Below are 22885 nucleotides of genomic sequence, written 5' to 3' on the forward strand. Positions count from 1 at the left end.
CGATGCAAGGGACACCGGATGAGACTGACCGACATATCGCTGGACTGGCTGCTTCCGGGCAGCCTGCTGATCCTCGGCGTCCTGGCGGCGGTGGCGGTGCTGGCGCGCGGCAGGCGCGAGGGTGACAAGGCATCGGCGGACGACAGCTGGGAGCGCAGCGAGGAGCGCCGGCGCCGCAAGGAGGCGGTCTACGGAACCGCCTCGTACGTGCTGCTGTTCTGCTGCGCCGCGGTGGCCGCGGCCCTCTCCTTCCACGGTCTGGTCGGCTTCGGCCGGCAGAACCTCAACCTCTCCGGCGGCTGGGAGTACCTCGTACCGTTCGGCCTCGACGGCGCCGCCATGTTCTGCTCCGTACTCGCCGTCCGCGAGGCCAGCCACGGCGACGCGGCGCTCGGCTCCCGGCTGCTGGTCTGGCTGTTCGCCGGTGCGGCCGCCTGGTTCAACTGGGTGCACGCGCCCCGCGGCCTGGGGCACGACGGGGCCCCGCAGTTCTTCGCGGGGATGTCCCTCTCGGCGGCCGTGCTGTTCGACCGGGCCCTCAAGCAGACCCGCCGGGCCGCGCTGCGCGAGCAGGGCCTGGTGCCCAGGCCGCTGCCGCAGATCCGCATCGTCCGCTGGCTGCGGGCGCCCCGCGAGACCTTCGGCGCCTGGTCGCTGATGCTGCTGGAAGGCGTACGGACCCTCGACGAGGCGGTCGAGGAGGTGCGCGAGGACAAGCGCGAGAAGCAGGCGAACCGGCACCGCAGGCGGGAGCAGGAGCGCCGCGAGCGCGCCCACATCCGGGCGCTGGGCCGCCAGCACCGCGCGTTCGGCCGGTCCCGCGGCCGGCAGGTGGAGGTACCGGGACTCGCTCCGGGGACGGGCTCCGCGCCGGTCGGCGCGGAGCCCGCCATAGCGGAAACGGGACAGCTGCCCCTGCTTCCCCTGACCGGAGTTCCCGAGCGGCCCTCCCTGAAGGCCGTCAGCGGCTCCAGCTCCACTGAGGGCTATCCGCGGACCGTCGACCTCACCGCCGAGGACGACACGCAGACCATCCCGCGCCTCGACTCCCTGGAGCGCAAGCTCAAGGACCTGGAGCAGCAGTTCGGCTGAGGGACGCGGAGCAGCGGTCAGGCCGGAGGGGGAGGACCGGGTACGCCCGGTCCTCCCCCTCCGCGCTGCCCGGCCGCCGGCTCCGGTCCGGTCCGTCGTCGCCCGGCCAGTCCGGCCAGTCCGGTCGGTCCGGCCAGTCCGGCCAGTCGTCAGTCCGGTCCCGAGCCTGCGGCGTCGATCTCGAACCAGACCACCTTGCCCCTGCCCCGGGTGCTGACGCCCCAGGCGTCGGCCATCGCCTCCACCAGCAGCAGTCCCCTGCCGTGCGTACCGTCGTCGGCGGCCGGTACGAGGGGCAGCGGGTGCCGGGTGGCGTGGTCCCGGACCTCCACGCGGAGCCGGGAGGCGGCGAGGCTGGCGGTCACCTCGGCCCCCTGGTCGGTGTGGACCAGGGCGTTGGTGACGAGTTCCGTGGTGAGCAGTTCGGCCACGTCCGCGGAGTCGGCGCGGCCCCAGGGGCGGAGGAGTTCCCGCAGCGCCCGCCGCACCTCCCCCACGGCCCGGAGGTCGGCCCGGCGCACCGTACGGCTCATCCGGCGGCCCGGGGGCCCCGCCGGACCGGACGCCGAGGGGCCCGCGCGCTTGTTGTGCGCCGCCTCCGTGTCCGTGTCCTCGTCCTCGGAGGGCTCGCGCGCGACCGGCCGCCCCCTTCGCCACTGCTGCCCGGCGTTCGCCCCCACCCGCACGGTGCCATCCCTTCCTCGAACAGGTCTACGGGATGCATGCCCCGCGCGGGCGGCGGCACTCCTGCCGGTCACCGGCCGGTCGCGGTGGGCTATGGCCTGGGCACGTTCCGGAGGTTGGAGCGGGCCATCTGGAGCATCCTCCCGACACCGCCGTCGAGCACGATCTTGCTGGCGGACAGCGCGAAGCCGGTGACCATCTCCGCCTTGATCTTCGGCGGGATGGACAGGGCGTTGGGGTCGGTCACCACGTCCACCAGTGCAGGTCCCCTGTGCTTCAGGGCGTCCCTGAGGGCACCCGCCAGCTGCTTGGGCTTCTCCACCCGGACGCCGTACGCCCCGGCGGCGCGGGCGATGCCGGCGAAGTCCGGATTGCGGTTCGTGGTTCCGTACGAAGGCAGTCCGGCTACGAGCATTTCGAGCTCGACCATGCCCAGGGAGGAGTTGTTGAACAGGACCACTTTGACGGGCAGGTCGTACTGCACCAGCGTGAGGAAATCTCCCATCAGCATGGAGAACCCGCCGTCGCCCGACATCGAGATCACCTGCCGGCCGCGGTCGGTGAACTGGGCGCCGATCGCCTGGGGCAGGGCGTTCGCCATGGAGCCGTGACTGAAGGAACCGATGATGCGGCGGCGGCCGTTGGGGGAAAGATAGCGCGCCGCCCACACGTTGCACATTCCCGTGTCCACGGTGAACACCGCGTCGTCCGCGGCCAGTTCGTCCAGGACGGACGCGACGTACTCGGGGTGGATGGGGGTGTGCTTCTCCACCTTGCGGGTGTACGCCTTCACGACCCCCTCGAGCGCGTCGGCGTGCTTCTTGAGCATCTTGTCGAGGAAGCGCCGGTCGGTCTTGGCGCGCACCCGCGGGGTGAGGGAGCGCAGGGTCTCGCGGACGTCGCCCCAGACGGCGAGGTCGAGCTTGGAGCGGCGGCCGAGGTGCTCGGGCCTGACGTCCACCTGGACGATCTTGACGTCGTCGGGCAGGAAGGCGTTGTACGGGAAGTCCGTGCCCAGCAGGACCAGCAGGTCGCACTCGTGGGTGGCCTCGTAGGCGGCGCCGTAGCCGAGCAGGCCGCTCATGCCGACGTCGTACGGGTTGTCGTACTGGATCCATTCCTTGCCGCGCAGCGCGTGGCCCACCGGCGCCTTGACCCGCTCGGCGAACTCCATCACCTCGGCGTGCGCTCCGGCGGTGCCGCTGCCGCAGAAGAGGGTGACCCGGTCGGCCTCGTCGACCATCCGGGCCAGCTTCTCGATCTCGCCGTCGCCGGGGCGTACCGAGGGGCGGGCGGTGACCAGGGCGTGTTCGACCGGCCGGTCGGGGGCGGGCTGGGAGGCGATGTCGCCGGGCAGGGCGACCACGCTGACGCCGCTGCGGCCGATGGCGTGCTGGATGGCGGTCTGGAGCAGGCGGGGCATCTGCCGGGGGTTGGAGATCAGTTCGCTGTAGTGGCTGCACTCGCGGAACAGCTGGTCCGGGTGGGTCTCCTGGAAGTAGCCGAGGCCGATCTCGCTGGAGGGGATGTGGGAGGCGAGGGCGAGCACCGGGGCCATGGAGCGGTGCGCGTCGTAGAGGCCGTTGATCAGGTGCAGGTTGCCGGGGCCGCAGGAGCCGGCGCAGGCCGCGAGCCTGCCGGTGACCTGGGCCTCGGCGCCGGCCGCGAAGGCGGCGGTCTCCTCGTGCCTGACCTGGATCCACTCGATGCCGCCGGTGCGGCGGATGGCGTCGACCACCGGGTTGAGGCTGTCACCGACCACCCCGTACAGGCGCCGGACGCCGGCGCGGGCGAGGATGTCGACGAACTGTTCCGCCACGTTCTGCTTGGCCATGACAGGGGGTGCCCTTCCGGTCCGGCGTCGGTGCCCGTGCGGCCGCGGGGCGGCGGCACGCCTCCCATCAACCCACGCGCGGGCGGGTCACGCCTGTCGGGTTGCTCCGTCCCCGCCCTCGTCCCGGTCCCCTGCTCGTTCCCGTCTCCCGGCCTCGTTCCGTCTCCCGTACTCGGACCTGTCCTTCGTGTCAGCTCTCCCAGAGGGCGGCGGCGGTGCGGTCGTCGGCGTAGCCCTTGACCCTGAGCTGCGAGTCGGCGAGGAAGGCCGCCAGGCCCGGCGCGCCGCCGGAGCCCGGGCCCCAGCGGCCGGCCAGGGCCTCGGGCAGCAGGGGCTCGTCGCGCATCGGGTCGGCGAGGCCGCCGGTGCAGACGAGGAGGGTGTCGCCGGTCTCGCCGACGGAGGCACGGAACCGGAAGGGCTGGTCGGGCCTGGCGGGTTCCAGGTCCTCCCAGACGCCGCCGCGGAGCCGGAACAGGCCGCCCTCTCCCGCGCCGAACACCACCCGGGTGCGGCACTCGGGGTCGATGGGGAGCAGCATGCAGCGGAGCCCGGTGGGCTCGGGGTGGCCGAGGGCGCGCAGCCGGCCGTAGCCGCGGTCGGTCAGGCGCTGGAGGCCGGAGCGGAGGTCGTCGCGGCGGCCGGCCCGGATGTCGGCGCCCAGCCGCTCCTGGCTGCGGCCGACGGCGCCGGCGATCCACCGGCAGAGTTCGGCGTCGGCCTGCGGGGCGCCGGTGGTGGCGCGGTCGCCGCCGGCCAGGGCGACCAGGAGCAGGGCGTCGTCGCCGCGGCCGAAGCGGGCGGTGAGCAGGAAGTCCCGGCGGGCCTCGCCGCGGTAGCGGGCGGAGTCGCCGCGTACGGAGGCGGCGCGGAGGGTGTACCGGCCGTACCGGGCGCCTTCGAGGACGGTGTCGGGCACGAGGTCGGCCGGCTCGGCCGGGTCCGCGACCGGCAGGGCGCCGGGCTCGCCCTCGTAGGTGGGCGGCCGGTCGCCGAGGTACCGGACGGCGGGGCGCCCGGGGTGCGGGCGCGGCTCCGCCGGGCGCGGCTCCGCCGGGGGCGGGGGCAGCGTGGGCAGCTCCTCCGGGGGCCCGGTCCGCTGCCCGGGCAGCCCGGGCGCCGCACCGCTGCCCCGCACGGTGTCCCCGCCCACGGGACCGGCCCCGCCGCGGGGTGCCTGCGGCGCGTCCCCGTCCGGTGCGACGGCCCGGGGGTCGGGCCCCGTGCCGGGGGTTCCCGCCGTGTCCCGGGCGGGCGACGGTCCGGCGGAGCTCCCGTTCCCCGGGGCCGGGTGCGCGGGGGCGCCGGGGCCGGCGCCGGCCGATGCCCCGGGCCCGTCCGGCGGCTGCGCGCCGGAACTCCCGCGTCCCGCCCCGGCGGCGGGGTGCGGCGGGGTGGGTTCGGGGGTACCGGTGCCGGGTGCGCGGGGCCCGTACCGGGGGTCGGGCTCGGAGCACTCCCGCGGCAGGGGGGCGGGCGGAGGCGGCGGCGCGTCCGGGTAACCGGGCCACGGCAGCCCGGTGTCCGCGCTCCCGGGGGCCGGGGGCGGCGGTGGCACGGGCGGGACGCCCGGAGCCGGGCCGGAGTGGGCGGGCAGGCCGTCGGCCCCCGTCTCCCCGGCGCCGTGCCGGCCGTTCCGCCCGCCGGCGTCGCTGTCCGCCGCACGGGGCACGCCATCCCGGCCGGAACCGTCAGCACCCGACCCGCGAGAGTCGGCGTCCCGGCCGAAGCGGCCACCACCCGGCGCAGGAGAGCCGGCATCGCGAGCCGAGCCCTGACCACCCGCCGCCCGAGCAGCGGCGTCCCGGCCCGAACCGTCAGCACCCGACCCACGCGAATCGGCGTCCCGGCCGGAGCGGTCGCCGCCCGACGCGTACGGGTCGACGTCCCGGCCGAAGGGGGCGGTGCCCGGGGCTTGCGGGTCGGAGTGCCGGCCGGTGGGGCCGGTGTCAGGGCCGCGGTCGTCGGCGGTCTGCGGGGTCGGGGCGTCGGCTCGTCCGGCCGGGCCGGTGGTCCGCGGGGCGGGGTCGCGGCCGTCTGGTGCCCGGTCTTCGGCTCGTGGGCCCGGACCGCTTCCCCACCCGCCCCGGCCGGTGGTGCCGGCGCTGAAGTCCGGGAGGGTGGGAGGTGGTTCCCAGGGGGCGCGCGGGCGCGTCGGCAGGGCCCCGGACTCCGGGTCGTCCCCCGTCCACGGGCGTCCGTCGGCCCGGCCGCCAGGGGCGCCCGGTGCCGGCCCCGTACCCGGCGCCGACGGCCCGGGGGGCGCGAGGGGGTCGGACGCGTCCGCGGCGGCCGTGCTCCTGCGGGGTCCGGGGACGTCCGGTCCGGGGAAGGCGACGGGACCGCGCGGGGCCTCGCCGACCGCCGGGCCGCCGGGTCCGCGCACCTCACCCGCCCCGGGGACCGCGGGTGTTGGGACGGCGCCCGCCGGTGGTCGTGCCGGGCCGCCGGGCACGGGGGTGTCGTCGGTTGCCGCACCGGCTTCCGGTCTTCCGGGTGCCCGGCCGGGCGACGGCGGCCGGCGCGTGTCGGGGGCCGGCGGTACCGGGGCGGTCACCAGGGAGGCCGAGGTGAAGTGGGCGTCCAGGGTGTCCTCGGGGCCGCGTGCGGCCCGGTCGTCGTCGGGCGGGAAGTCCTCGTACAGGTTCTGCCACCAGTCGTCCGCGTCCCCCTGCTGGTTCATGCCCTTATGTTCGCCGCCCGGGGCGGGCGAAAACCTCGCGAACCCCGGCGGACACCACACCTACGAGCGAATGATCGAACCCCTGCCCGAAAACGCGGAGGTCCGCCGGGCGGCCCCACCCCCCACGGGAAGGTCGCCCGGCGGACCCGTCTCAACGGCCGCGGCTAGCGCACGTCGTACGCCCGCGCCACGGTCTGGCTCACGGTGCTGCCCTTGGCGTCCGTGAGCTCCACCCGCAGGGACACCGGCTTGCCGGAGGCCCCCGCGTGGTCCACGACCGCGGTCCACGCGGCGCCGTCACGGCGCACGGTGGCCTCGGTCCAGTGCTCGCCGTCGTACGAGTACGCGAGCTTCGCGGCGGTCAGCGCGCCGGGCGCGTACCCGGCGTGGCCGGCCGCGGAGAGCCGTACCGTCTGGCCGTTCGCCGCCGGCAGGGTCTTCAGCCCGTCCGCGCCGGGCAGCGCGATCCGGGGGAAGAGGATGCCCAGCCCCTGCGAGTACACGGACCCGTCGAGCTTCGAGGTGAAGCCCCAGGTGGTCCGGATCGCGGTGGACCGCTGCCAGACGCGGGCCGGGGGACCCCACTTCTCCACGCTCTGGGTCAGCTCGTACCGGCCCTCCGCGGCCGGTACCTCGAAGACCCCGAACGGGTAGCCGCTGTCGCCGACGACCTCGCCGTTCCGCTCCAGCCGGAGGTTGCCGATGTCGCCGAAGCCGCCCGGCTGGGCGTAGTGCCCGGAGTCGCCCCACATGGCGGAGGCGAAGCCGATCAGGTTGCCCTGGCGCTCGGCCGCGAGCACCTCCCGGCCGTCGGTGCCGCGCGGGGCAACCGGGCCGACGACGCCGTCGTACCAGCTCTCGGACCGACTGGCGCCGGCCCGGTACGTGCGCTGCTGGTCCGTCATGAACTCCCCCCAGGGGAAGCTGCTGGCGACCAGGTGGTCCCAGGCGGTGTCCCCGGCGGTGTAGAACTCGGTGCGCTTCCCCGGTACGGCGACCGTCTCGATGCCGCCGAAGTAGACGGCGCCGCCGCTCGGCCGGTACGCGGCGGTGGTGTCGACGTAGTCGGCCGCCACCCCCATGGAGTGGTACGCGGCCTCCACCCGGCCCAGCTCGCGGTCGCGCACCCGGTAGGTGCGGTCGCCGCGGACGGTGCCGGTCTCCGGGAAGGCCAGGTTGTAGAGGTACGGGCTCTTCGCGGTGGCCTTCCACGCCAGCGTGACGGGTCCGGCCTTCAGCTTCGCGAGCAGGGCCGCGGCCTCGGTGGAGTCGATGCTCAGGGCGGGCAGGGCGCCGCCGGTGTAGCCGGTGAAGCCGTACCAGCGGCCGGGGGCCGTGCGGTGGGCGAGCAGGGCGACGGCGCCGGCGGCCCTGGCGGCCTGCGCGGCCTCGTACAGCGAGCCGTCCTCGGAGCGGACCAGCGCGACGGCGCCCTTGACGCCGGCGGCGGCCAGTTCCCCGGGGGTGCCGGTGCCGGCGTCGACCAGGCGGGCGCTGCCGGTGCCGTCGAGGTTGTCGCTGCCGGTGCTCGCGGTGTTGGGGTGCAGCACCGGTCCGCCGACCGCCCTGAGTTCGGTGACCAGCGGGGCGGCGGCCCGCCAGTAGCTGCCGAACTCGAACGCGCCGTCGGTGGCGCGGCCTTCGACGGAGGCGTAGTAGCCGCGGATGGCGCGGCCGCCCCCGGCGGTGCCGGCGTGCAGCCACACGTCGTCCCAGGAGCGGGCGAAGGCGAGGGTGGCGCCGCGGACCTCGGTCGGCCGGTCGGCGGCGATGCGCAGCCGGGCGGCCTTGCGGGCGTCGAGGACGACCGTGGTGTCCCTGCGGACCTCGACCTGCGGGCGGCCGAGGTAGGTGAGGGAGTCGATCAGCGTCGCGCCCTCCTCCCGGTCGGGGGTGCCGACGAAGGCGGAGAGGAAGTACGCGCCCGGGCGCACCCGGTAGACCTGGTCGGCGGCGCCGTCGTTGAAGCGGCGCTCGCCGCTGGCGTCGTCGGTGCCGATGACGTCGAGGGAGGACGGTCCCCCGGCGGGCTTCCCGGCCCGGTCGACCAGCTTCACGCGCAGGGTGACGGTCTCCGGCTGCACGTACAGGGAGAACGGGGTCGAGACGCTGACGCCCTTGGCCGTGGCCACGATCCGGCCGGTGACGTCGCCGTACTGGGCGCGGGTCAGCCGGGCGGCGGGGTCGAGGGCCAGCGGGACCCTGACGGTGGCGCCGGCCGGCACGGTGACGGTGGTGCGGCCCAGGCGGGCGACGGTGCTGCGGACCGCGGAGCCGTCGTGGCCGGTGACCTGCCGGACGGCCAGGCTCAGGGTGACCGGGGCGGTGCCGTGGTTGGTGTACGGGACCTGGACGGTGGTCCGGTCGCTGCGGTCCTGGGGCCAGTTGAAGCTGCCGCCCTGGACGGCGGGGGCGCTGGTGACCGTGGTGCGGACGGCGGCGAGGACGTCGAGGCGTCCGGCGCCGGTCTCGCGGGCGTCGCCGGGGACCTTCGGGGTCGCGGAACCGGTGAGGGCGGCCTTGATCTGCGCGCCGGTCCAGTCGGGGTGGCGCTGCTTGACGATGGCGGCGGCGCCCGCGACGTGCGGGGTGGCCATCGACGTACCGGACATGGACTGGTACGCGTACACCCCGCGGCCGCCGGCCGCGGCGGCCGAGATGCCGACGCCGGGGGCGGCGATCTCGGGCTTGAGGGTGTGGGCGAGGCCGGCCGGGCCGCGGCTGGAGAAGTACGCGGTGGAGTCGTCGCGGTCGACGGCGCCGACGGTCAGCGCGCTGGGTGCGCAGCCGGGCGAGGAGACGGTGTTGGGGCCGGGGCCCTCGTTGCCGGCGGCGATGACGAAGAGGGCGCCGGAGGTGCGGGACAGCTCCTCGGCGGCGGCCGCGAGGGGGTCGGTGCAGTCCCTCTGGGAGGGGTCGCCCAGGCTCATGGAGACGACGTCGGCCTGCTGGGCGACGGCCCACTCCATGCCGGCGATGATCCACGAGTCGAGGCCGTAGCCGCCGTCGTTGAGGACCTTGCCATTGAGGAGTTCGGCGCCGGGGGCGACGCCCTTCCTGGTGCCGCCGGAGGCCGCGCCGGAGCCGCCGACGGTGGAGATGGTGTGGGTGCCGTGGCCCTGGCGGTCGTCCGCGGTGTCGGAGTCGGTGAAGTTCTCCGAGGCGGTGACCCGGCCCTTGAGGTCGGGGTGGGCGGTGTCGGCACCGGTGTCGAGGACGGCGACGCGGGTGCCCTTGCCGTCGTAGCCGGCGGCCCAGGCGGCGGTGGCGTTGACCTGCCGGGTGGAGCGTTCCAGGTTCGCCTTGACCTTGCCGTCGAGCCAGAGCTTCTTCAGCCCCCGGACCGAGCGGGACCGGGGGGTGGTGAGGTCGGCCCAGAACTGCGCGGCCCGCTGCTTGTCCGCGGTCAGCGCGACGCCGCCGACGGAGTCGAGGACCAGGGTGCGCTCGGCGCCGCGCGGGGCGACGGGGGCGCTGCGGGCGACGTCGACAGAGCCGTCGTACACGGCGATCAGGGGCAGTGCCTTGGCATGGGCGTCGTCGTAGCCCTGGCGGATCAGGCCGGTGACGTTGAAGAGCTGCTCGTCGACCGTGCCGGCGGCGAGGGCGGCGACGGCGCCCTCCGGGTAGACGTACAGGTCGTCGCCGGACCGGCGGGTCTGGACGAGGGGCGGGGTCCCGTCCTCGCCGGGCAGCGCCGTGGCGGCGGTCCGGCCCGCGGCGTCGGTGCTCACGAGGACGCGGTCGCCGGTGACGAGGGTGACGGTCACCGGGCCGCGCTGCTGCCGGGCGGCAGCCTCGCTGCCGACGAGGGGACGCTTTCCGGACGTTCCGCTTCCGGTCTGTGCCGTGGACGGGGCGACCGCGGTGACGGCGAGGACGACGGCTGTCGCCGCTCCCCACGCCGTACGCGATATCGGGCGCATCGCTCTCCCAGGGTGGATTTCCGGCCATCGCGCGCAGAGGGGCCCAAAGGGGGCCCGGCAAGGGGCGTATGACCAGCGGATGTTGGTGCTGCGGTGGCGTCACCTTGGCAGAGTGGCGGGCGATGCGGTGATGATGTTCTCGGCGGGTTTGCGCCGTGGCTGTTTCCCGCCGTCGACCGCGGCCGGAAACCGGTCGGAGGAGGGGTGGTTTCGCGTGTTGGGTGCGATAGGGCTCGACGAGGCCCAGGAGTCCGCTTATCGCGCGCTGGTCGCGCTGGGGGCAGCGGAGATACCGGATCTTGCACACCGGCTGACGCTGGGCGTGCCGCAGACGGAGCGGGCGCTGCGCCATCTGGAGCGGCACGGGCTGGCGGCCCAGTCGTCGGCGCGGCCGGGCCGCTGGGTGGCGGCGCCGCCGGGGGTGGCGCTGGGGGCGCTGCTGACGCAGCAGCGGCACGAGCTGGAGCAGGCCGAGCTGGCGGCGGCGCTGCTGGCGGAGGAGTACCGGGCCGAGGCGACGGAGCCGGCGGTGCACGACCTGGTGGAGGTGGTGACCGGGGCGAGCGCGGTCGCGCACCGCTTCGTGCAGCTCCAGCTGGGGGCGGTGGAGGAGGTCTGCGCCCTGGTCACCGGGCAGCCGCAGGTGGTCAGCGGGGCGGACAACGAGGCCGAGGAGCAGGCCGCCGTACGCGGTGTCGAGTACCGGGTGGTGCTGGAGCGGGACGTCCTCGCCCTGCCGGCCGGGCTGGCTGAGGCGACCTCGGCGCTGGAGCGCGGTGAGCAGATCCGGGTGACGGGGCGGGTGCCGACCAAGCTGGTGGTCGCGGACCGGAACCTGGCGATGGTCCCGCTGACGGGGCGCGGCTCGGCGGAGCCGGCGGCGCTGGTGGTGCACGCGAGCGGGCTGCTGGAGTCCCTCATGGGCCTCTTCGAGGCGGTCTGGCGGGAGGCGCTGCCGCTGCGGCTGGGTACGACGGGCACGGTGGCGGAGGGCGAGACGGTACCGGACACGACGGACCTGCAGATCCTGTCGCTGCTGCTGTCGGGGATGACGGACGCGAGCGTGGCCAAGCACCTGGAGCTGGGACTGCGGACGGTGCAGCGGCGGGTCAAGGGACTGATGGAGATCACGGGGGTCACGACGCGGCTGCAGTTGGGGTGGCACGCGTACGAGCGGGGCTGGGTGGCGCGCTAGGGGGTGAGGGCGCCGCTGTCGTGCGGGGCGGGCCGGGACGGTCAGCGGTGGCCGGGGGGCGGTACGTCCGGCAGGCTGGGGAAATGGACGGGCCGCAGCAGGTTCTGGTGGGCCTGGTGCTGCTGCTCGGCCTTTTCGGGGTGCTGGTCCCCGGCGTACCGGGCACGTGGCTGGTCTGGGCCGGGCTGCTGTGGTGGTCCCTGCACGAGCAGACCGGGGTCGCCTGGGTGCTGCTGGTCGGCGCGACGGCACTGCTGCTGTTCATCCAGGTGGTCAAGTGGCAGCTGCCCCCGCGCCGGCTGCGGGGCACGGGGGCGTCCCGCCGGATGGCGGTGTTCGCGGGCGCCGGGGCGCTCGTCGGGTTCGTCGTCGTCCCGGTGATCGGAGCGGTCCCGGGCTTCGTCGGCGGGATCTATCTGTGCGAGCGCCTGCGCCTGGGCAGCCACGGCGAGGCCGCCGCCTCGACCCGGGTGGTGATGCGCTCGGTGGGCACGAGCGTGCTGGTGGAGCTCTTCGCCTGCCTGCTGATCACGGGCGCGTGGCTGGGTGCGGTGCTGGCAGGCGTGTAGGGGCCCCGGTCAGCGGCGGCCGCCGAATTCCCACTCGTGCACTTCCACGTCCGCGTAGCGGTCGGCGGGCAGGAGGCGGCGGGCGGCGTCCGCGTCCGGGGCGCGGACCAGGGCCGCGGTGCCGAGCCAGGTGTCACCGTCGTCGGACAGCAGCGGCCCGTACGCGATCAGGTCGTCGTCTCCCCACCCCTCGGGCGCCACACCGACCCCGGAGGCCCGCACCGGAGCGGCGGCGAGGCCGAGGACGAGGAAGCGGTCACCGCCCTCCCGGCCGCCGGGGAACTCCCACATGGTGCGCCCGAGGACGTTGCGCCACCTGAGCAGCAGGACGTCCCGGTACACGCCGGCCTGGTAGCCGGGCTCGTCGAACGCGAACGCCCGGGCGGCGGCGGGCCCGGGCAGGTCGACGATGTGCACGCTGCCGCTCGGCACGTCGCCGCCCGGCGCGAAGGTCGGGCCCCGGGCGATCATCTCCGGGAACCCGTCCATGTACGACCAGTGCCGCTCCAGCAGTTCCCTCCGGAGCGCCGCCGACCCGGGCCGGTCGCGGTGGTAGCAGAAGAACTCCATGCCGGCCATTCTCCCGGGCCCGCCGCCGGCTCCTGGCGGGGGCCCCTCACAGCGGCAGCGTGCGCCAGCCCCGGGTGATCTGGTCCGGGACCGTCAGGGGGTGGCCGGGCGTCAGGAGCGCGACCAGCGCCGCACCGTCGGCCGGGCGGGCGGCCGGGTCCGGGGTCAGGGCCCGGGCCACGGTGGCCGCGAGGTCCGGGTCCAGGGCCCGGACGGCCGCCAGCGCCGCCGGTTCGGGGCCGGTCTCCACGATGCGGCGGATCACCGCGCCGGTGCTGGTCGCCGCGAAGGGGCTCGTACCGTGCGCCGCGCACACCACGCAGCAGGCCCAGGCCCACACGTCCGCGGCCGGACCCGCCTGGGCCTCGCCGAACTGCTCGGGCGCCATGTACGTCAGCGTGCCCGGGCCGCCGCCGGTACGGGTCAGCCGCGTCCCGTCCACGATGGCCGCGATGCCGAAGTCCAGGAGCCGGGGCCCGGCGCTGGTCAGCATGATGTTGGCCGGCTTCAGGTCCCGGTGGACCAGCCCCAGCCGGTGCACCCCCGAGAGGGCCACGGCGAGTGCCAGCGCGAGCGCGCGGAGCGCCTCGGGGGCCCGGACGGGGCCCTGCTCGGCCAGGTGGGCGTCGAGGGGCCGGCCGTCCAGCAACTCCATGACCAGGTACGGCCGTCCGGCGTCCACCCCGGAGTCCAGCACCCGGGCCGTGTACGCGCCCGGCACCATGGCCAGCACCTCGGCCTCCCGCTCGAAGCGGCGCAACAGGTCGTCCTGGTCCAGGAGTTCGGGGTTCAGGGTCTTCAGCGCGACCTGGGTCGCCGCGCCTTCGCGCCGCGCGAGGTAGACCGTGCCCATGCCGCCGGCGCCGATCCGGCCGAGCAGGCGGTAGCCGCCGATGGCCTGCGGCTCGTGCGGACGCAGCTCGCGGTACCCGGCCGGGGCGGTGGCGGGCGGGGCCGGGGTGGCCGCGGCGGGGGCGTGCGGTGGCGGGACCTGTCCCCGCTCCACCCGCGGCGGCACTGCCTGGTCCGCGGTCTCCACGTACGGGTTGGGCGCCGCGTACGGGGCCGCTCCCGCGTACGGACGGGGCGGATCGTACGGCGAGGCCTGCCGCGGGACGGGCCCGGCGGCCCCGGCCCGCCCCGCGCGTCGGCTCATCGCCAGGGCGACCACCTGGCAGACCAGGGCCGCCAGCACCAGACCGACCGGCAGGAACAGGCCCGCCACCAGCCGTACGGCGAGCTGCGCGGCCGGCACGGTCCGGGCCGGGGGCGTCCCGGGGACGGTCAGCAGGTTGCGCCGGGTGCGGTGCCAGAGGAACAGCCAGAGCAGCAGCACCGGCACACCGGCGGCGACGAAGAAGACCCGCGCGGCCGAGAGGGACAGGCCGTAGGCCATGGCCAGGGCCCAGCCCTGCCCGAGGGCGATGGAATCCAGCAACAGGGCGAAGGCAGTGAGAAGGTGGGAGTCCAGGAACATCCAGAGCCCCAGCCCCGCGACCGCACCCAGGGCCAGCTCGCCGGCGACGGGTAGCGGAAGGAGGCCCGGTGACGGCCCGTCGGCCGACACCCGCCCGCGCACCGCCGCCTGGGCCCGCGTCAGCAACGGCAGCGACGCCAGCCGCACCGCCAGCGCCGGGCCGGCCACGGCCAGGACCCCCGCGCTCAGCGAAAGGTCGAGGTACTCCGCCACTGTGTCTCCCGCGTGCCCGTCGCGGACCGTCTGCCGCGCAGGTTGGGGAGTATAGGACCGCGCACACGACCCCGCCCCCGCTTCCCCGGCAGGACCAGTGGGTCGTGTGATGTACGGGGCCCGGGGCAGCCGAAGTCCAGGACGAAACGCGCCAGCCCCCCCCCGGCGGATACCGGCGTGGCCGCGCCCACTCCACCCGGCACTCCCCTTGGCCGCCCTGGTGGGTCGTGTGGTGTGTGGGGAAGGTGCTTGAGGCGTCGTGGCAGGCTGGTCCGGAGGCAGGCCCGGGCCTGGGGTGGCCGAAGGCCAGGGCGAAGCCCCAAAGCCCCAGGGGTGGGCCTGCCGCAGGGCCTGCAGGCCACGACGGGTCAAGCACCGCGGGGACCCATACACCACACGACCCACCCCCGAAGCAGGCTTCGGCAAGCTGCACCCCCCAAAGCCCCCGCGACCGGCAGCACCGAAGCTCCGAACGGCGGGAGAGCCGAAAGCTCTCGCACCCCACCCCTGCCACCCCACCCCACCCCCTTGGACGTTCTGCCCAGGGCGGCCCGCGCCGCTGGTCGGGAACGCTCCTTGCGGCCGGCGGGGATCCACGGGTGGGATGACCAAGATCGACCGGCACGGGGGGAAGCACATGGCACCGATGCTCGACGGCTGTACGCCCTGGCCCGCGGCCTTCGTCGACCGCTACTGGGCGGCCGGGCACTGGCGCGGCAACACACTGGACAACCTGCTGCGCGGCTGGGCCCTGCAGTACGGACCGCGGACGGCACTCGTGTACGGCGACGAGCGCGTGACGTACGCACACCTGAACCGGCGCGTGGAGCGCAGGGCCGCCGGTTTCCGGCTGCGCGGCCTGCACCGGGGGCAGCGGGTCCTCGTCCAACTGCCGGACGTCCCGGAGGCCGTGGTCACCCTGTTCGCGCTGATGCGGGCCGGGCTCGTCCCCGTGCTCTGCCCCCTCTCGTACGGCGCACCCTGGATCACCCGGCTCGCGCGGGTCACCCAGGCCGTCGGATACGTCGCCCCGGCGGAGCACCCGGGGTTCGACCCCGTCGCGGCCGCCGCCGGCATCGCGGCCCGATGGCCCTTCCTGCGGCGGGTGTTCACCCTCGACGCGCCGGGCGCCTCGTCCCCGTACGGCGGTCTGACGACCGATCCGGCCGGCTGCCAGTACAGCCCGCTCGCCACCATCGACGCCCCGCCGGCCCCGGCGCTGGTGCAGAGCTCGGACCAGGTGGCGTTCCTGCTGCCCGCCGGCGCCGTCACCGGGGAGCCGGTGCTGGTGCCCCGGACGCACGACGACTACGCGTACCAGGCACGGGCCGCGGCCGAGCTGGTCGCGCTCACCGAGGACGACGTCTACCTCGCCGTCCCGGCCGACGGGTCCCCCTTCGTCCTGGGCGGCCCAGGCGTCATCGGCACCCTGTCCGCCGGCGGCACGGTGGTCCTGGCCGACGGCCCGGAGCCCACCACGTGCCTGCCGCTCGTCGCCCGGGAGGGGGTCACCGTCACGTCGCTCACGGCGGACGCCGCCGGGCGCTGGCTCGACGCACTGCCCTCGGCTGCGGACTCCACCGGGAGCCTTCGCCTCGTCCAGGCCGGCGGGGACACGACCAGGTCCGGGGCGACGGCGGAGGCACTGGGCCGGGCACTGCGCTGCCGGGTCCAGCGGGTGTACGGCCTGACGGAGGGCCCGCTACTCCTCTCGAACCCCACCCCCGCCCCCGCCCCCAACCCCACCCCCAACTCCGCCCCCGCCCCCGACTCCGGCCCCAGCGCGGACCCGGCCCCCGCCCACGCCCTCACCCCCAACCCCACCCCCGATGAAGCGGACAAGACACAGCCGCACGAACGGGTCCGGCCGCTGTCGCCGGACGACGACGTCCGGGTGGTCGGCGCCGACGGCGCGGACGTGCCGGACGGGCAGCCCGGCGAGCTGCTGGCCCGCGGCCCGTACACCCCCCGGGGCTACTACCGGGAACCGGAACACGACGCCCGCCGCTACGCCCCCGGCGGCTGGCTCCGCACCGGGTTCCTGGCCCGCCGCACGCCGGACGGCGCCCTGCTGGTGACCGGCCGGCGCACGGCTGCGGGCCGGAACCCGGCGTACGAGGACCAGACCACCGACTGACACAGGCCGCGGCCTACACGCCCCCGGTACCGCCCCCGGCCTCCCCCCGCTCCGCCCCACTCAGCGGCAGCGCCGCCCCCCGGACCTCCGCCCCCCGGACCTCCGCCCCCCGGACCTCCGCCGCCGGCATCCCCGCGGCGCCCAGGTCCGCCCCCGCGCCCACCCCCAGGTCGGCCCGCATCGTGCCGCGCAGGGCCAGTCCGCGTTCCCAGAGGTCCTGGAGCGCGTCGTGTATCTCCTGGAAGGACCCACCCGGCACCGGGTTGCCCTCCGCCAGCCGCATCGTCCGCGCGTACAGCGTCGCCAGCGCCGAGGTCAGAGCGTCCAGCTCCGCCACCACCGCGTCGGAGGCCGTCATCTGGGCCTCGGAGAACGCAGCGTGGTGGCCCTGCCGGGCGGCCTCCAGCTCCTGGCGGTCCGCCGGCCCGGCCTCGCCCTGGTGCACCAGCCACAGGTGGTTCATGAGCTGGATCCGGAAGCGCCGGTACGCCGCGTTGGCCGCCACGTAGCTGTCGCGCCGCCGGTCGTGCTCGGCGACCCGGCGCTCGCGGATCCACTGGTCCTCGGCCGTCCGCTGCTGCCGTTCGAACTGTTCCGCCTGGGCGCGGGCCAGCAGCCGCTGGGACAGCACGGGCGCGAGGAGCGTGCCGAGCACGCCGACGGTCGCGACGGCCAGCGCGATCAGGGCGTTGCCCACGGGATCCTCCTGGGGGGTGTCGGGTCGGTGGGGTCCGCCCCATCCTCCCCCGGCCGGGCGAACGCCCTTGTGCGGGACCGGAATACACCCGTTCCGTATCCACACATCCACGCATCCACGCATCCCCCGGCCGGGCGAACGCCCTTGTGCGGGACCGGAATACACCCGTTCCGTATCCACACATCCACGCATCCACGCATCCACCCGGCCCGGGTGCACTCCTGAGGGCCTGTGACGTCACATGCGGCCGTTCAGGATGTGGGCGGCCCCTTACGGACAGCCGCCCACGGGCGTCAGATCCGGCCCCCGCGCTTCGCCTCGTAATTGGCCCGGCCCGCGGCCGACTTCAGCCGCCAGTCGCGGCGGATCTCCGCCCGCAGGCGGGCGTCGGTCTTGGCCACGATCCGCTGGTTCTCGCGCAGCAGCTTGCGGTAGCTTTCCAGCCGCCGCTCGGGCAGCGCGCCGGACTCCAGCGCCTCCCGCACGGCACAGCCCGGCTCGCTCTCGTGGGCGCAGTCGTGGAACCGGCAGCCCTCGGCCAGCTCCTCGATCTCGGCGAAGACCTGGCCGACGCCGGTCTCCGCGTCCCACAGGCCCACCCCGCGCAGCCCGGGGGTGTCGATGAGGACGCCCCCGCCCGGCATCAGCAGGAGGTTGCGGGTCGTGGTGGTGTGCCGGCCCTTGCCGTCCACCTCGCGGGTGGCCTGTACGTCCATGACCTGCTCGCCCAGCAGGGCGTTGGCCAGGGTCGACTTGCCGGCGCCGGAGATGCCCAGCAGCACGCTGGTGCCGGAGCCCACGACCGCGCCGAGCACGTCCATGCCCTCGCCGGTCAGCGAGCTGACCGTGAGCACCTGCACGCCGGGGGCGGCCGTCTCCACGTCCTGGACCAGGTACGACAGGGCGACCGGGTCCGGTACGAGGTCCGCCTTGGTCAGCACGACGAGCGGCTGCGCGCCGGACTCCCAGGCCAGGGCGAGGAAGCGCTCGATGCGGCCGAGGTCCAGCTCCACGGCGAGGGAGACCGCGATGACCGCGTGGTCGACGTTGGCGGCGAGGATCTGCCCCTCGGAGCGCTGGGAGGAGGTGGACCGTACGAACGCCGTCCGGCGCGGCAGGTACGCCTTGACGTAGCGCGGGTTGCCGCCGGGTTCGACGGCCGCCCAGTCACCGGTGCAGATGACCCGGAGCGGGTCGTGCGGGGTGACGAAGGCGGTGTCGGCGCGGACCGGGCCGTCGGCGGTGACGAGGTCGCACTGGCCGCGGTCGACCCGTACCACCCGGCCGGCGAGCAGGCCCTCGGCGGCGTACGGCGCGAACTCGGCCTCCCAGGCCGCGTCCCAGCCGTAGCGGGCGAGGGTTGCGGAGGCCCCGGCGGAGGCCGCAGCGGAGGAAGAGGCAGAGGACGAGGAGGGCGAAGAGAAAGAAGAAGACGAAGAGGAAGCGGTGGATGCCTGAGAGGCGGAGGAAGACAAGGGGGACCCTTCACGGTGGGCGGTCCCGGCGGCGCACGCGCTCGACGGCGCGGCGCGGAGGAAGAAGAGGTCAGCCGGAGACCAGGGAAGTGGGAACGACGAGCTTCGGGATGCGGGCAGCGCCCAGCGCGACGGCAGTCATCGAAAGTCCACCTCCTGGTCGGATCCACGTGTCGGTACGTCCTGTTGGCACCCGAGCGGCGCCCCGCCCCTCAGGTACTCCGGAACCATAACCCTGCCCCGTGCACACCCGTCAATCCTTTTTCCGCCGGCCGGGCCGGGGCACCGCACCCTGTCCGATTCCTTCAAGACCCGGCCGGCGGACGGGGCCAGGATGGGCCCATGACTCCACGACTCGACATGATCGGCCTGGTCGTCTCCGACATGGCCGCCTCGCTCGCCTTCTACCGGCGGCTCGGCTTCACGCTGCCCGCGGACGCCGACGCGCAGCCGCACGTCGAGGCGGAGCTGCCGGGCGGGCTGCGGATCGCCTGGGACACGGAGGCGACGGTCCGTTCCTTCGACCCGTCCTGGACCCGGCCGACCGGCGGCCAGCGGCGCGAGCTGGCCTTCCGCTGCGATTCCGCCGCCGAGGTCGACGCGCTGTACGCGGAGCTGACGGGCGCGGGCCACCCGGGGCACCTCAAGCCCTGGGACGCGTTCTGGGGGCAGCGCTACGCCGTGGTGCTGGACCCGGACGGCTGCGGGGTCTCCCTGTTCGCCCCGCTGTAGGCGGCGAGGGTGGTCCCGGCCAGCTCCCTGACCTCCCTGGCCAGGTGGGCCTGGTCGGCGCAGCCGACGGCGTACGCGATCTCCGCGGCCGGCATGCCCGTGCGGGCCAGGGCCAGCGCGCGGCGCAGCCGGAGCACCCGGGCCAGCGTCTTGGGCCCGTAGCCGAAGGCGTCGCGGGAGCGGCGGTGCAACTGCCGGGCGCCGAGCCCGACCGCGTCGGCGGTACGGGCCACCGAGTGCCCGGCGCGCAGGTGCGCCACGATCCCGGCCGCCAGGGGGTCGGGCGGGGGTGCGGCGGCGGCCAGCCGGGCGCCCAGGGCCTCCAGGGCGCGGGCGGCACCGGGCCCGGTGCGCTCCCCGTCCCGCAGCCGGACGCCGGGCAGCAGGTCGGCGAGCGGTACGCGCAGGTCCACCAGGGCGTGGGCCGGTACGCCGAGCAGGGCGGGGGCGGTGCCGGGCGGCAGCCGCAGGCCGGCGAAGCGCGCGGCGGTGACGTCCCCGGTGCTGTGCGGGCGGGTGTCCGTACCCGCGACCCACAGGCGGCCGTCGGCCCACAGCAGGTCCATGCAGCCGTCCGGCAGGACGGGCGCGGCGGGCCCGTCCCCGCGTTCGGCCCGCCACACGACGGCTCCCGGCAGCACGCGGGAGGCGCGTTCCTGGTACACACCCCCACGCTAGCGCGCCACCCCGGCCCCCGGACCCGGCCGCCGGCCCCCGGCCCGACCCGGAGGGCCCGGCCTAGTGGTGCCGGTGGCCCTCCTTGCGCAGCCGGGCCTGGACGTCGTCCGGCGGGAGGAACTTCGACCAGCGCTCCGGGAACTCGGAGGGCATGTCTCCGCCGTCGTCGTCGTCCTCGGACTCCCCCTCGGCCAGCGCCCGCCACGCCGCGGCGCGGGCCACCAGCTGGTGGGCCTCCGCCTCCTTGGCCCGCTCGTTGGCCTCCCGGGCGGCGGCGGTGGCGACGGAGGGCCAGACGCGGTCGATGGCGGCGTTCACGGCGGCGCCCACGAGCACGGCGAAGGCCGAGATGCCGATCCACAGCAGCACCGCCACCGGGGCCGCGAGGGAGCCGTAGATGGTGGGGCCCTCGACGGTGCTGGTCAGGTAGATCCGCAGCAGGAAGCTGCCCAGCACCCACATGGCCAGCGCCACCAGGGCCCCCGGCACGTCCTCGATCCAGGGCGAGCGGACCGGCACGGACACGTGGTACAGCGTGGTCAGGAAGGCGATGGACAGCAGGGTGACCGTGGGCCAGTACAGGACGCTGATCAGCTCGGTGCCCCACGGGAAGACCGCGACCACCGCGTCGGGCCCGACCACCATCAGCGGCAGCACCACCGCGCCGATCAGCAGGGCGATCACGTACAGCAGGAAGGCCAGCAGCCGGGTCTTGACGATGCCGCGGCGGCCGTCGAGGCCGTACATGACCGTGATCGTGTCGATGAAGACGTTCACCGCGCGGGAGCCGGACCACAGGGCGAAGGCGAAGCCGAGGGAGATGATGTCGGGCCGGCCGCGGCTGGTGACGTCGTCCAGCAGCGGCTTGGCCACGTCGTTGACGCCCCGGTCGGACAGGACCGTGCCGACGGCCCCCAGGAGGTTCTCCTCGATGCTGGCTACGGTGTGGGTGTTGGTCCAGCCGTCGACGTAGCCGAGCAGGCCGAGCAGGCCGAGGAAGAGCGGTGGCAGGGAGAGCAGGGTGAAGAAGGCCGCCTCGGCGGCCAGGCCCAGGATCCGGTACTCGATGCACGAGTTGACGGTGTCCTTCAGGAGCAGCCAGGCCATCTTGCGCTTGGAGACGTTGCGGTACAGGACCCGAGCCCTGTGGAGCCGCCCCGGAGGAGGCTCGGGTGTTTCATTTGCTGGCTGCACGTCCTTACCGTATCGGCATGGCAGCCACCACCCACACCGTCACCAATCAGGCCCCGCCGCTGGCCGGGTACGACGTCTACGCCACGGACCCGGCCCTGGTGGAGGGGGTGGCCCGGCACCTGGCTCCGGAGCCGCTCGCCGAGGCGGAGGCCGAGCTGGGCGCGCTCGGGCGCGCCGCGGGCTCGTCCCAGGTGCAGGAGTGGGCGGCGCAGGCGAACGAGAACCCGCCGCGGCTGCGCACCCACGACCGGTACGGGCACCGGATCGACGAGGTGGAGTTCCACCCGGCCTGGCACCGGCTGCTGGGCAAAGCGGTGGCGGCGGGGCTGACGGACGCGTGGGGGCGGCCGGGCGGGCACGTGCGGCGGACGGCCGGCTTCTACGTGTGGTCGCAGGCCGAGGCGGGGCACGGCTGCCCGGTGTCCATGACGCACGCGGCGGTGCCGGCGCTGCGCACCGACCCGGAGCTGGCGGCCGCGTGGGAGCCGCTGCTGACCTCGCACCTGTACGAGCGCGAGCTGCGCCCGGCGGCCGGGAAGGCCGGGGTGCTGTTCGGCATGGGGATGACGGAGAAGCAGGGCGGCAGCGACGTACGGGCCAACACCACGCAGGCCCGGCCGCTGGACGCGGCGGGCGAGTACCTGCTGACCGGTCACAAGTGGTTCTGCTCCGCGCCGATGAGCGACGGGTTCCTGGTGCTGGCGCAGGCTCCGGCCGGGCTGAGCTGCTTCCTGGTGCCGCGGGTGCTGCCGGACGGCACGCGGAACGCCTTCGCGATCCAGCGGCTCAAGGAGAAGCTGGGCAACCGGTCCAACGCCTCGGCCGAGGTGGAGTTCGACGGGACCTGGGCGCGCCGGGTGGGCGAGGAGGGCCGGGGCGTACGGACGATCATCGGGATGGTCGCGGCGACCCGGCTGGACTGCGTGACGGGGGCGGCGGCGGTGATGCGGCAGGCGCTCACCCAGGCCGTGCACCACACGGCGTACCGCAGCGCCTTCGGCGGGAGGCTGATCGACAAGCCGCTGATGCGGAACGTGCTGGCGGACCTGGCGGTGGAGTCCGAGGCGGCGCTGACGCTGGCGCTGCGGCTGGCCGCCGCGTACGACGCGGACACCGAGGCGGAGCGGGCGTTCCTGCGGCTGGCGGTGCCGGTGGCCAAGTTCTGGGTGACGAAGCGGTGCACGCCGGTGGTGGCGGAGGCGCTGGAGTGCCTCGGCGGCAACGGGTACGTGGAGGAGTCGGGGCTGCCGCGGCTGCTGCGGGAGTCGCCGCTGAACTCGATCTGGGAGGGCGCGGGCAACGTCCAGGCGCTGGACGTGCTGCGGGCGTTGCAGCGGGAGCCGATGGCGCTGAACGCGTTCCTGCGGGAGGTGGGGCTGGCGCGGGGCGCGGACCACCGGCTGGACGCGGCGGTGAAGGGGATGCTGACGGAGCTGGCCGACCTGGAGGGCATCGAGGCGCGGGCGCGGCGGCTGGTGGAGCGGATGGCGCTGGTGCTGCAGGGGTCGCTGCTGGTGCGGTTCGCCCCGCCGGAGGTGGCGGACGTGTTCTGCGCCTCGCGGCTGGGCGGGGACTGGGGGTCGAGCTTCGGCACGCTGCCGCCCACGCTGGACCTGGCCGCGCTGGTGGAGCGGGCGCGGGTGCCGGCCGGAGCGGAGTGACGGTGCGTACTCGACCACGGGGGCCGGAGCGGCGGCCGCGTGGCCGGGAGAGGGGTGTCCGCCGGGTG

Annotated in this window: 16 protein-coding genes; 6 read left to right on the plus strand and 10 right to left on the minus strand. The window is 75.4% G+C overall.

Features of this window, described 5'->3' with window-relative positions; all coding sequences use genetic code 11:
* Positions 1-18: 18 nt before the first annotated feature.
* Positions 19-1092 carry a DUF2637 domain-containing protein gene (locus tag ACIQUR_RS17525; RefSeq protein ID WP_403664922.1) on the plus strand — a complete coding sequence of 358 codons (1074 nt, stop codon included), beginning with the start codon at positions 19-21 and terminating at the stop codon, positions 1090-1092.
* A 149-nt stretch (positions 1093-1241) separates the two neighbouring features.
* Here ACIQUR_RS17525 and ACIQUR_RS17530 read toward each other — a convergent pair whose 3' ends face one another.
* From ACIQUR_RS17530 to ACIQUR_RS17545, 4 genes are all read right to left on the minus strand, one after another.
* Positions 1242-1625 carry an ATP-binding protein gene (locus tag ACIQUR_RS17530; RefSeq protein ID WP_403665544.1) on the minus strand — a complete coding sequence of 128 codons (384 nt, stop codon included), beginning with the start codon at positions 1623-1625 and terminating at the stop codon, positions 1242-1244.
* Positions 1626-1867: 242 nt separating this feature from the next.
* Entirely contained in the window at positions 1868-3610 is a 1743-nt protein-coding gene (locus ACIQUR_RS17535) for a pyruvate dehydrogenase (protein ID WP_403664924.1), read from the minus strand.
* A gap of 190 nt (positions 3611-3800) precedes the next feature.
* Complete coding sequence (locus ACIQUR_RS17540) at positions 3801-4763, minus strand: hypothetical protein (RefSeq protein WP_403664926.1); 963 nt, start codon at positions 4761-4763, stop codon at positions 3801-3803.
* A 1694-nt stretch (positions 4764-6457) separates the two neighbouring features.
* Positions 6458-10219: a S8 family peptidase gene (locus tag ACIQUR_RS17545; RefSeq protein ID WP_403664928.1), complete on the minus strand. Its 3762-nt coding sequence runs from the start codon at positions 10217-10219 to the stop codon at positions 6458-6460.
* A 214-nt stretch (positions 10220-10433) separates the two neighbouring features.
* On the opposite strand from ACIQUR_RS17545, the gene ACIQUR_RS17550 reads away from it, so the two are divergent.
* Together ACIQUR_RS17550 and ACIQUR_RS17555 are read left to right on the plus strand one after the other, a co-directional pair.
* Positions 10434-11414: a helix-turn-helix domain-containing protein gene (locus ACIQUR_RS17550; RefSeq protein ID WP_403664930.1), complete on the plus strand. Its 981-nt coding sequence runs from the start codon at positions 10434-10436 to the stop codon at positions 11412-11414.
* An 83-nt stretch (positions 11415-11497) separates the two neighbouring features.
* A complete protein-coding gene (locus ACIQUR_RS17555) occupies positions 11498-11983 on the plus strand; it encodes a DUF456 domain-containing protein (protein ID WP_403664932.1) in 486 nt (161 codons plus the stop codon).
* 9 nt (positions 11984-11992) lie between these two features.
* Here ACIQUR_RS17555 and ACIQUR_RS17560 read toward each other — a convergent pair whose 3' ends face one another.
* On the minus strand, positions 11993-12553 hold the full coding sequence (locus ACIQUR_RS17560; protein WP_403664934.1) for a YciI family protein: 561 nt from the start codon (positions 12551-12553) through the stop codon (positions 11993-11995).
* Between the two features lie 46 nt (positions 12554-12599).
* Positions 12600-14243: a serine/threonine-protein kinase gene (locus tag ACIQUR_RS17565; RefSeq protein WP_403664936.1), complete on the minus strand. Its 1644-nt coding sequence runs from the start codon at positions 14241-14243 to the stop codon at positions 12600-12602.
* A gap of 604 nt (positions 14244-14847) precedes the next feature.
* On the opposite strand from ACIQUR_RS17565, the gene ACIQUR_RS17570 reads away from it, so the two are divergent.
* A complete protein-coding gene (locus ACIQUR_RS17570; protein WP_403664938.1) occupies positions 14848-16380 on the plus strand; it encodes an AMP-binding protein in 1533 nt (510 codons plus the stop codon).
* 13 nt (positions 16381-16393) lie between these two features.
* Here ACIQUR_RS17570 and ACIQUR_RS17575 read toward each other — a convergent pair whose 3' ends face one another.
* Positions 16394-17077 (minus strand): hypothetical protein, encoded by a 684-nt coding sequence (locus ACIQUR_RS17575; RefSeq protein ID WP_403664940.1) that lies wholly within the window; start codon positions 17075-17077, stop codon positions 16394-16396.
* Between the two features lie 293 nt (positions 17078-17370).
* Positions 17371-18552 carry a ribosome small subunit-dependent GTPase A gene (gene rsgA / locus ACIQUR_RS17580; protein WP_403664942.1) on the minus strand — a complete coding sequence of 394 codons (1182 nt, stop codon included), beginning with the start codon at positions 18550-18552 and terminating at the stop codon, positions 17371-17373.
* A gap of 342 nt (positions 18553-18894) precedes the next feature.
* Here rsgA and ACIQUR_RS17585 point away from each other — a divergent pair, with 342 nt between their 5' ends.
* The gene (locus ACIQUR_RS17585; protein WP_403664945.1) at positions 18895-19284 is read left to right on the plus strand and encodes a VOC family protein; all 390 of its coding nucleotides are present in this window, start codon (positions 18895-18897) and stop codon (positions 19282-19284) included.
* On the opposite strand, the gene ACIQUR_RS17590 is transcribed toward ACIQUR_RS17585, so the two are convergent.
* Both ACIQUR_RS17590 and ACIQUR_RS17595 read right to left on the minus strand, forming a co-directional pair.
* Positions 19227-19949, minus strand: a complete 723-nt coding sequence (locus ACIQUR_RS17590) for a helix-turn-helix domain-containing protein (RefSeq protein ID WP_403664947.1) — start codon at positions 19947-19949, stop codon at positions 19227-19229. The two genes, ACIQUR_RS17585 and ACIQUR_RS17590, sit on opposite strands and share 58 nt — an antisense overlap.
* A gap of 73 nt (positions 19950-20022) precedes the next feature.
* A complete protein-coding gene (locus ACIQUR_RS17595) occupies positions 20023-21156 on the minus strand; it encodes a YihY/virulence factor BrkB family protein (protein ID WP_403664949.1) in 1134 nt (377 codons plus the stop codon).
* Positions 21157-21173: 17 nt separating this feature from the next.
* Here ACIQUR_RS17595 and ACIQUR_RS17600 point away from each other — a divergent pair, with 17 nt between their 5' ends.
* Positions 21174-22817, plus strand: a complete 1644-nt coding sequence (locus ACIQUR_RS17600; protein WP_403664951.1) for an acyl-CoA dehydrogenase family protein — start codon at positions 21174-21176, stop codon at positions 22815-22817.
* Positions 22818-22885 lie beyond the last annotated feature (68 nt).

The organism is Streptomyces sp. NPDC101132 (assembly GCF_044759225.1).
Lineage (GTDB): Bacteria > Actinomycetota > Actinomycetes > Streptomycetales > Streptomycetaceae > Streptomyces.

What these genes read in the sequence shown, in the direction of transcription:
- ACIQUR_RS17570 (WP_403664938.1), top strand. Translation starts at nt 14,848, where the DNA reads ATGACCAAGATCGACCGGCACGGGGGGAAGCACATGGCACCGATGCTC.
- ACIQUR_RS17600 (WP_403664951.1), top strand. Translation starts at nt 21,174, where the DNA reads ATGGCAGCCACCACCCACACCGTCACCAATCAGGCCCCGCCGCTGGCC.
- ACIQUR_RS17525 (WP_403664922.1), top strand. Translation starts at nt 19, where the DNA reads ATGAGACTGACCGACATATCGCTGGACTGGCTGCTTCCGGGCAGCCTG.
- ACIQUR_RS17555 (WP_403664932.1), top strand. Translation starts at nt 11,498, where the DNA reads ATGGACGGGCCGCAGCAGGTTCTGGTGGGCCTGGTGCTGCTGCTCGGC.
- ACIQUR_RS17545 (WP_403664928.1), bottom strand. Translation starts at nt 10,219, where the DNA reads ATGCGCCCGATATCGCGTACGGCGTGGGGAGCGGCGACAGCCGTCGTC.
- ACIQUR_RS17585 (WP_403664945.1), top strand. Translation starts at nt 18,895, where the DNA reads ATGACTCCACGACTCGACATGATCGGCCTGGTCGTCTCCGACATGGCC.
- ACIQUR_RS17560 (WP_403664934.1), bottom strand. Translation starts at nt 12,553, where the DNA reads ATGGAGTTCTTCTGCTACCACCGCGACCGGCCCGGGTCGGCGGCGCTC.
- ACIQUR_RS17535 (WP_403664924.1), bottom strand. Translation starts at nt 3,610, where the DNA reads ATGGCCAAGCAGAACGTGGCGGAACAGTTCGTCGACATCCTCGCCCGC.
- ACIQUR_RS17530 (WP_403665544.1), bottom strand. Translation starts at nt 1,625, where the DNA reads ATGAGCCGTACGGTGCGCCGGGCCGACCTCCGGGCCGTGGGGGAGGTG.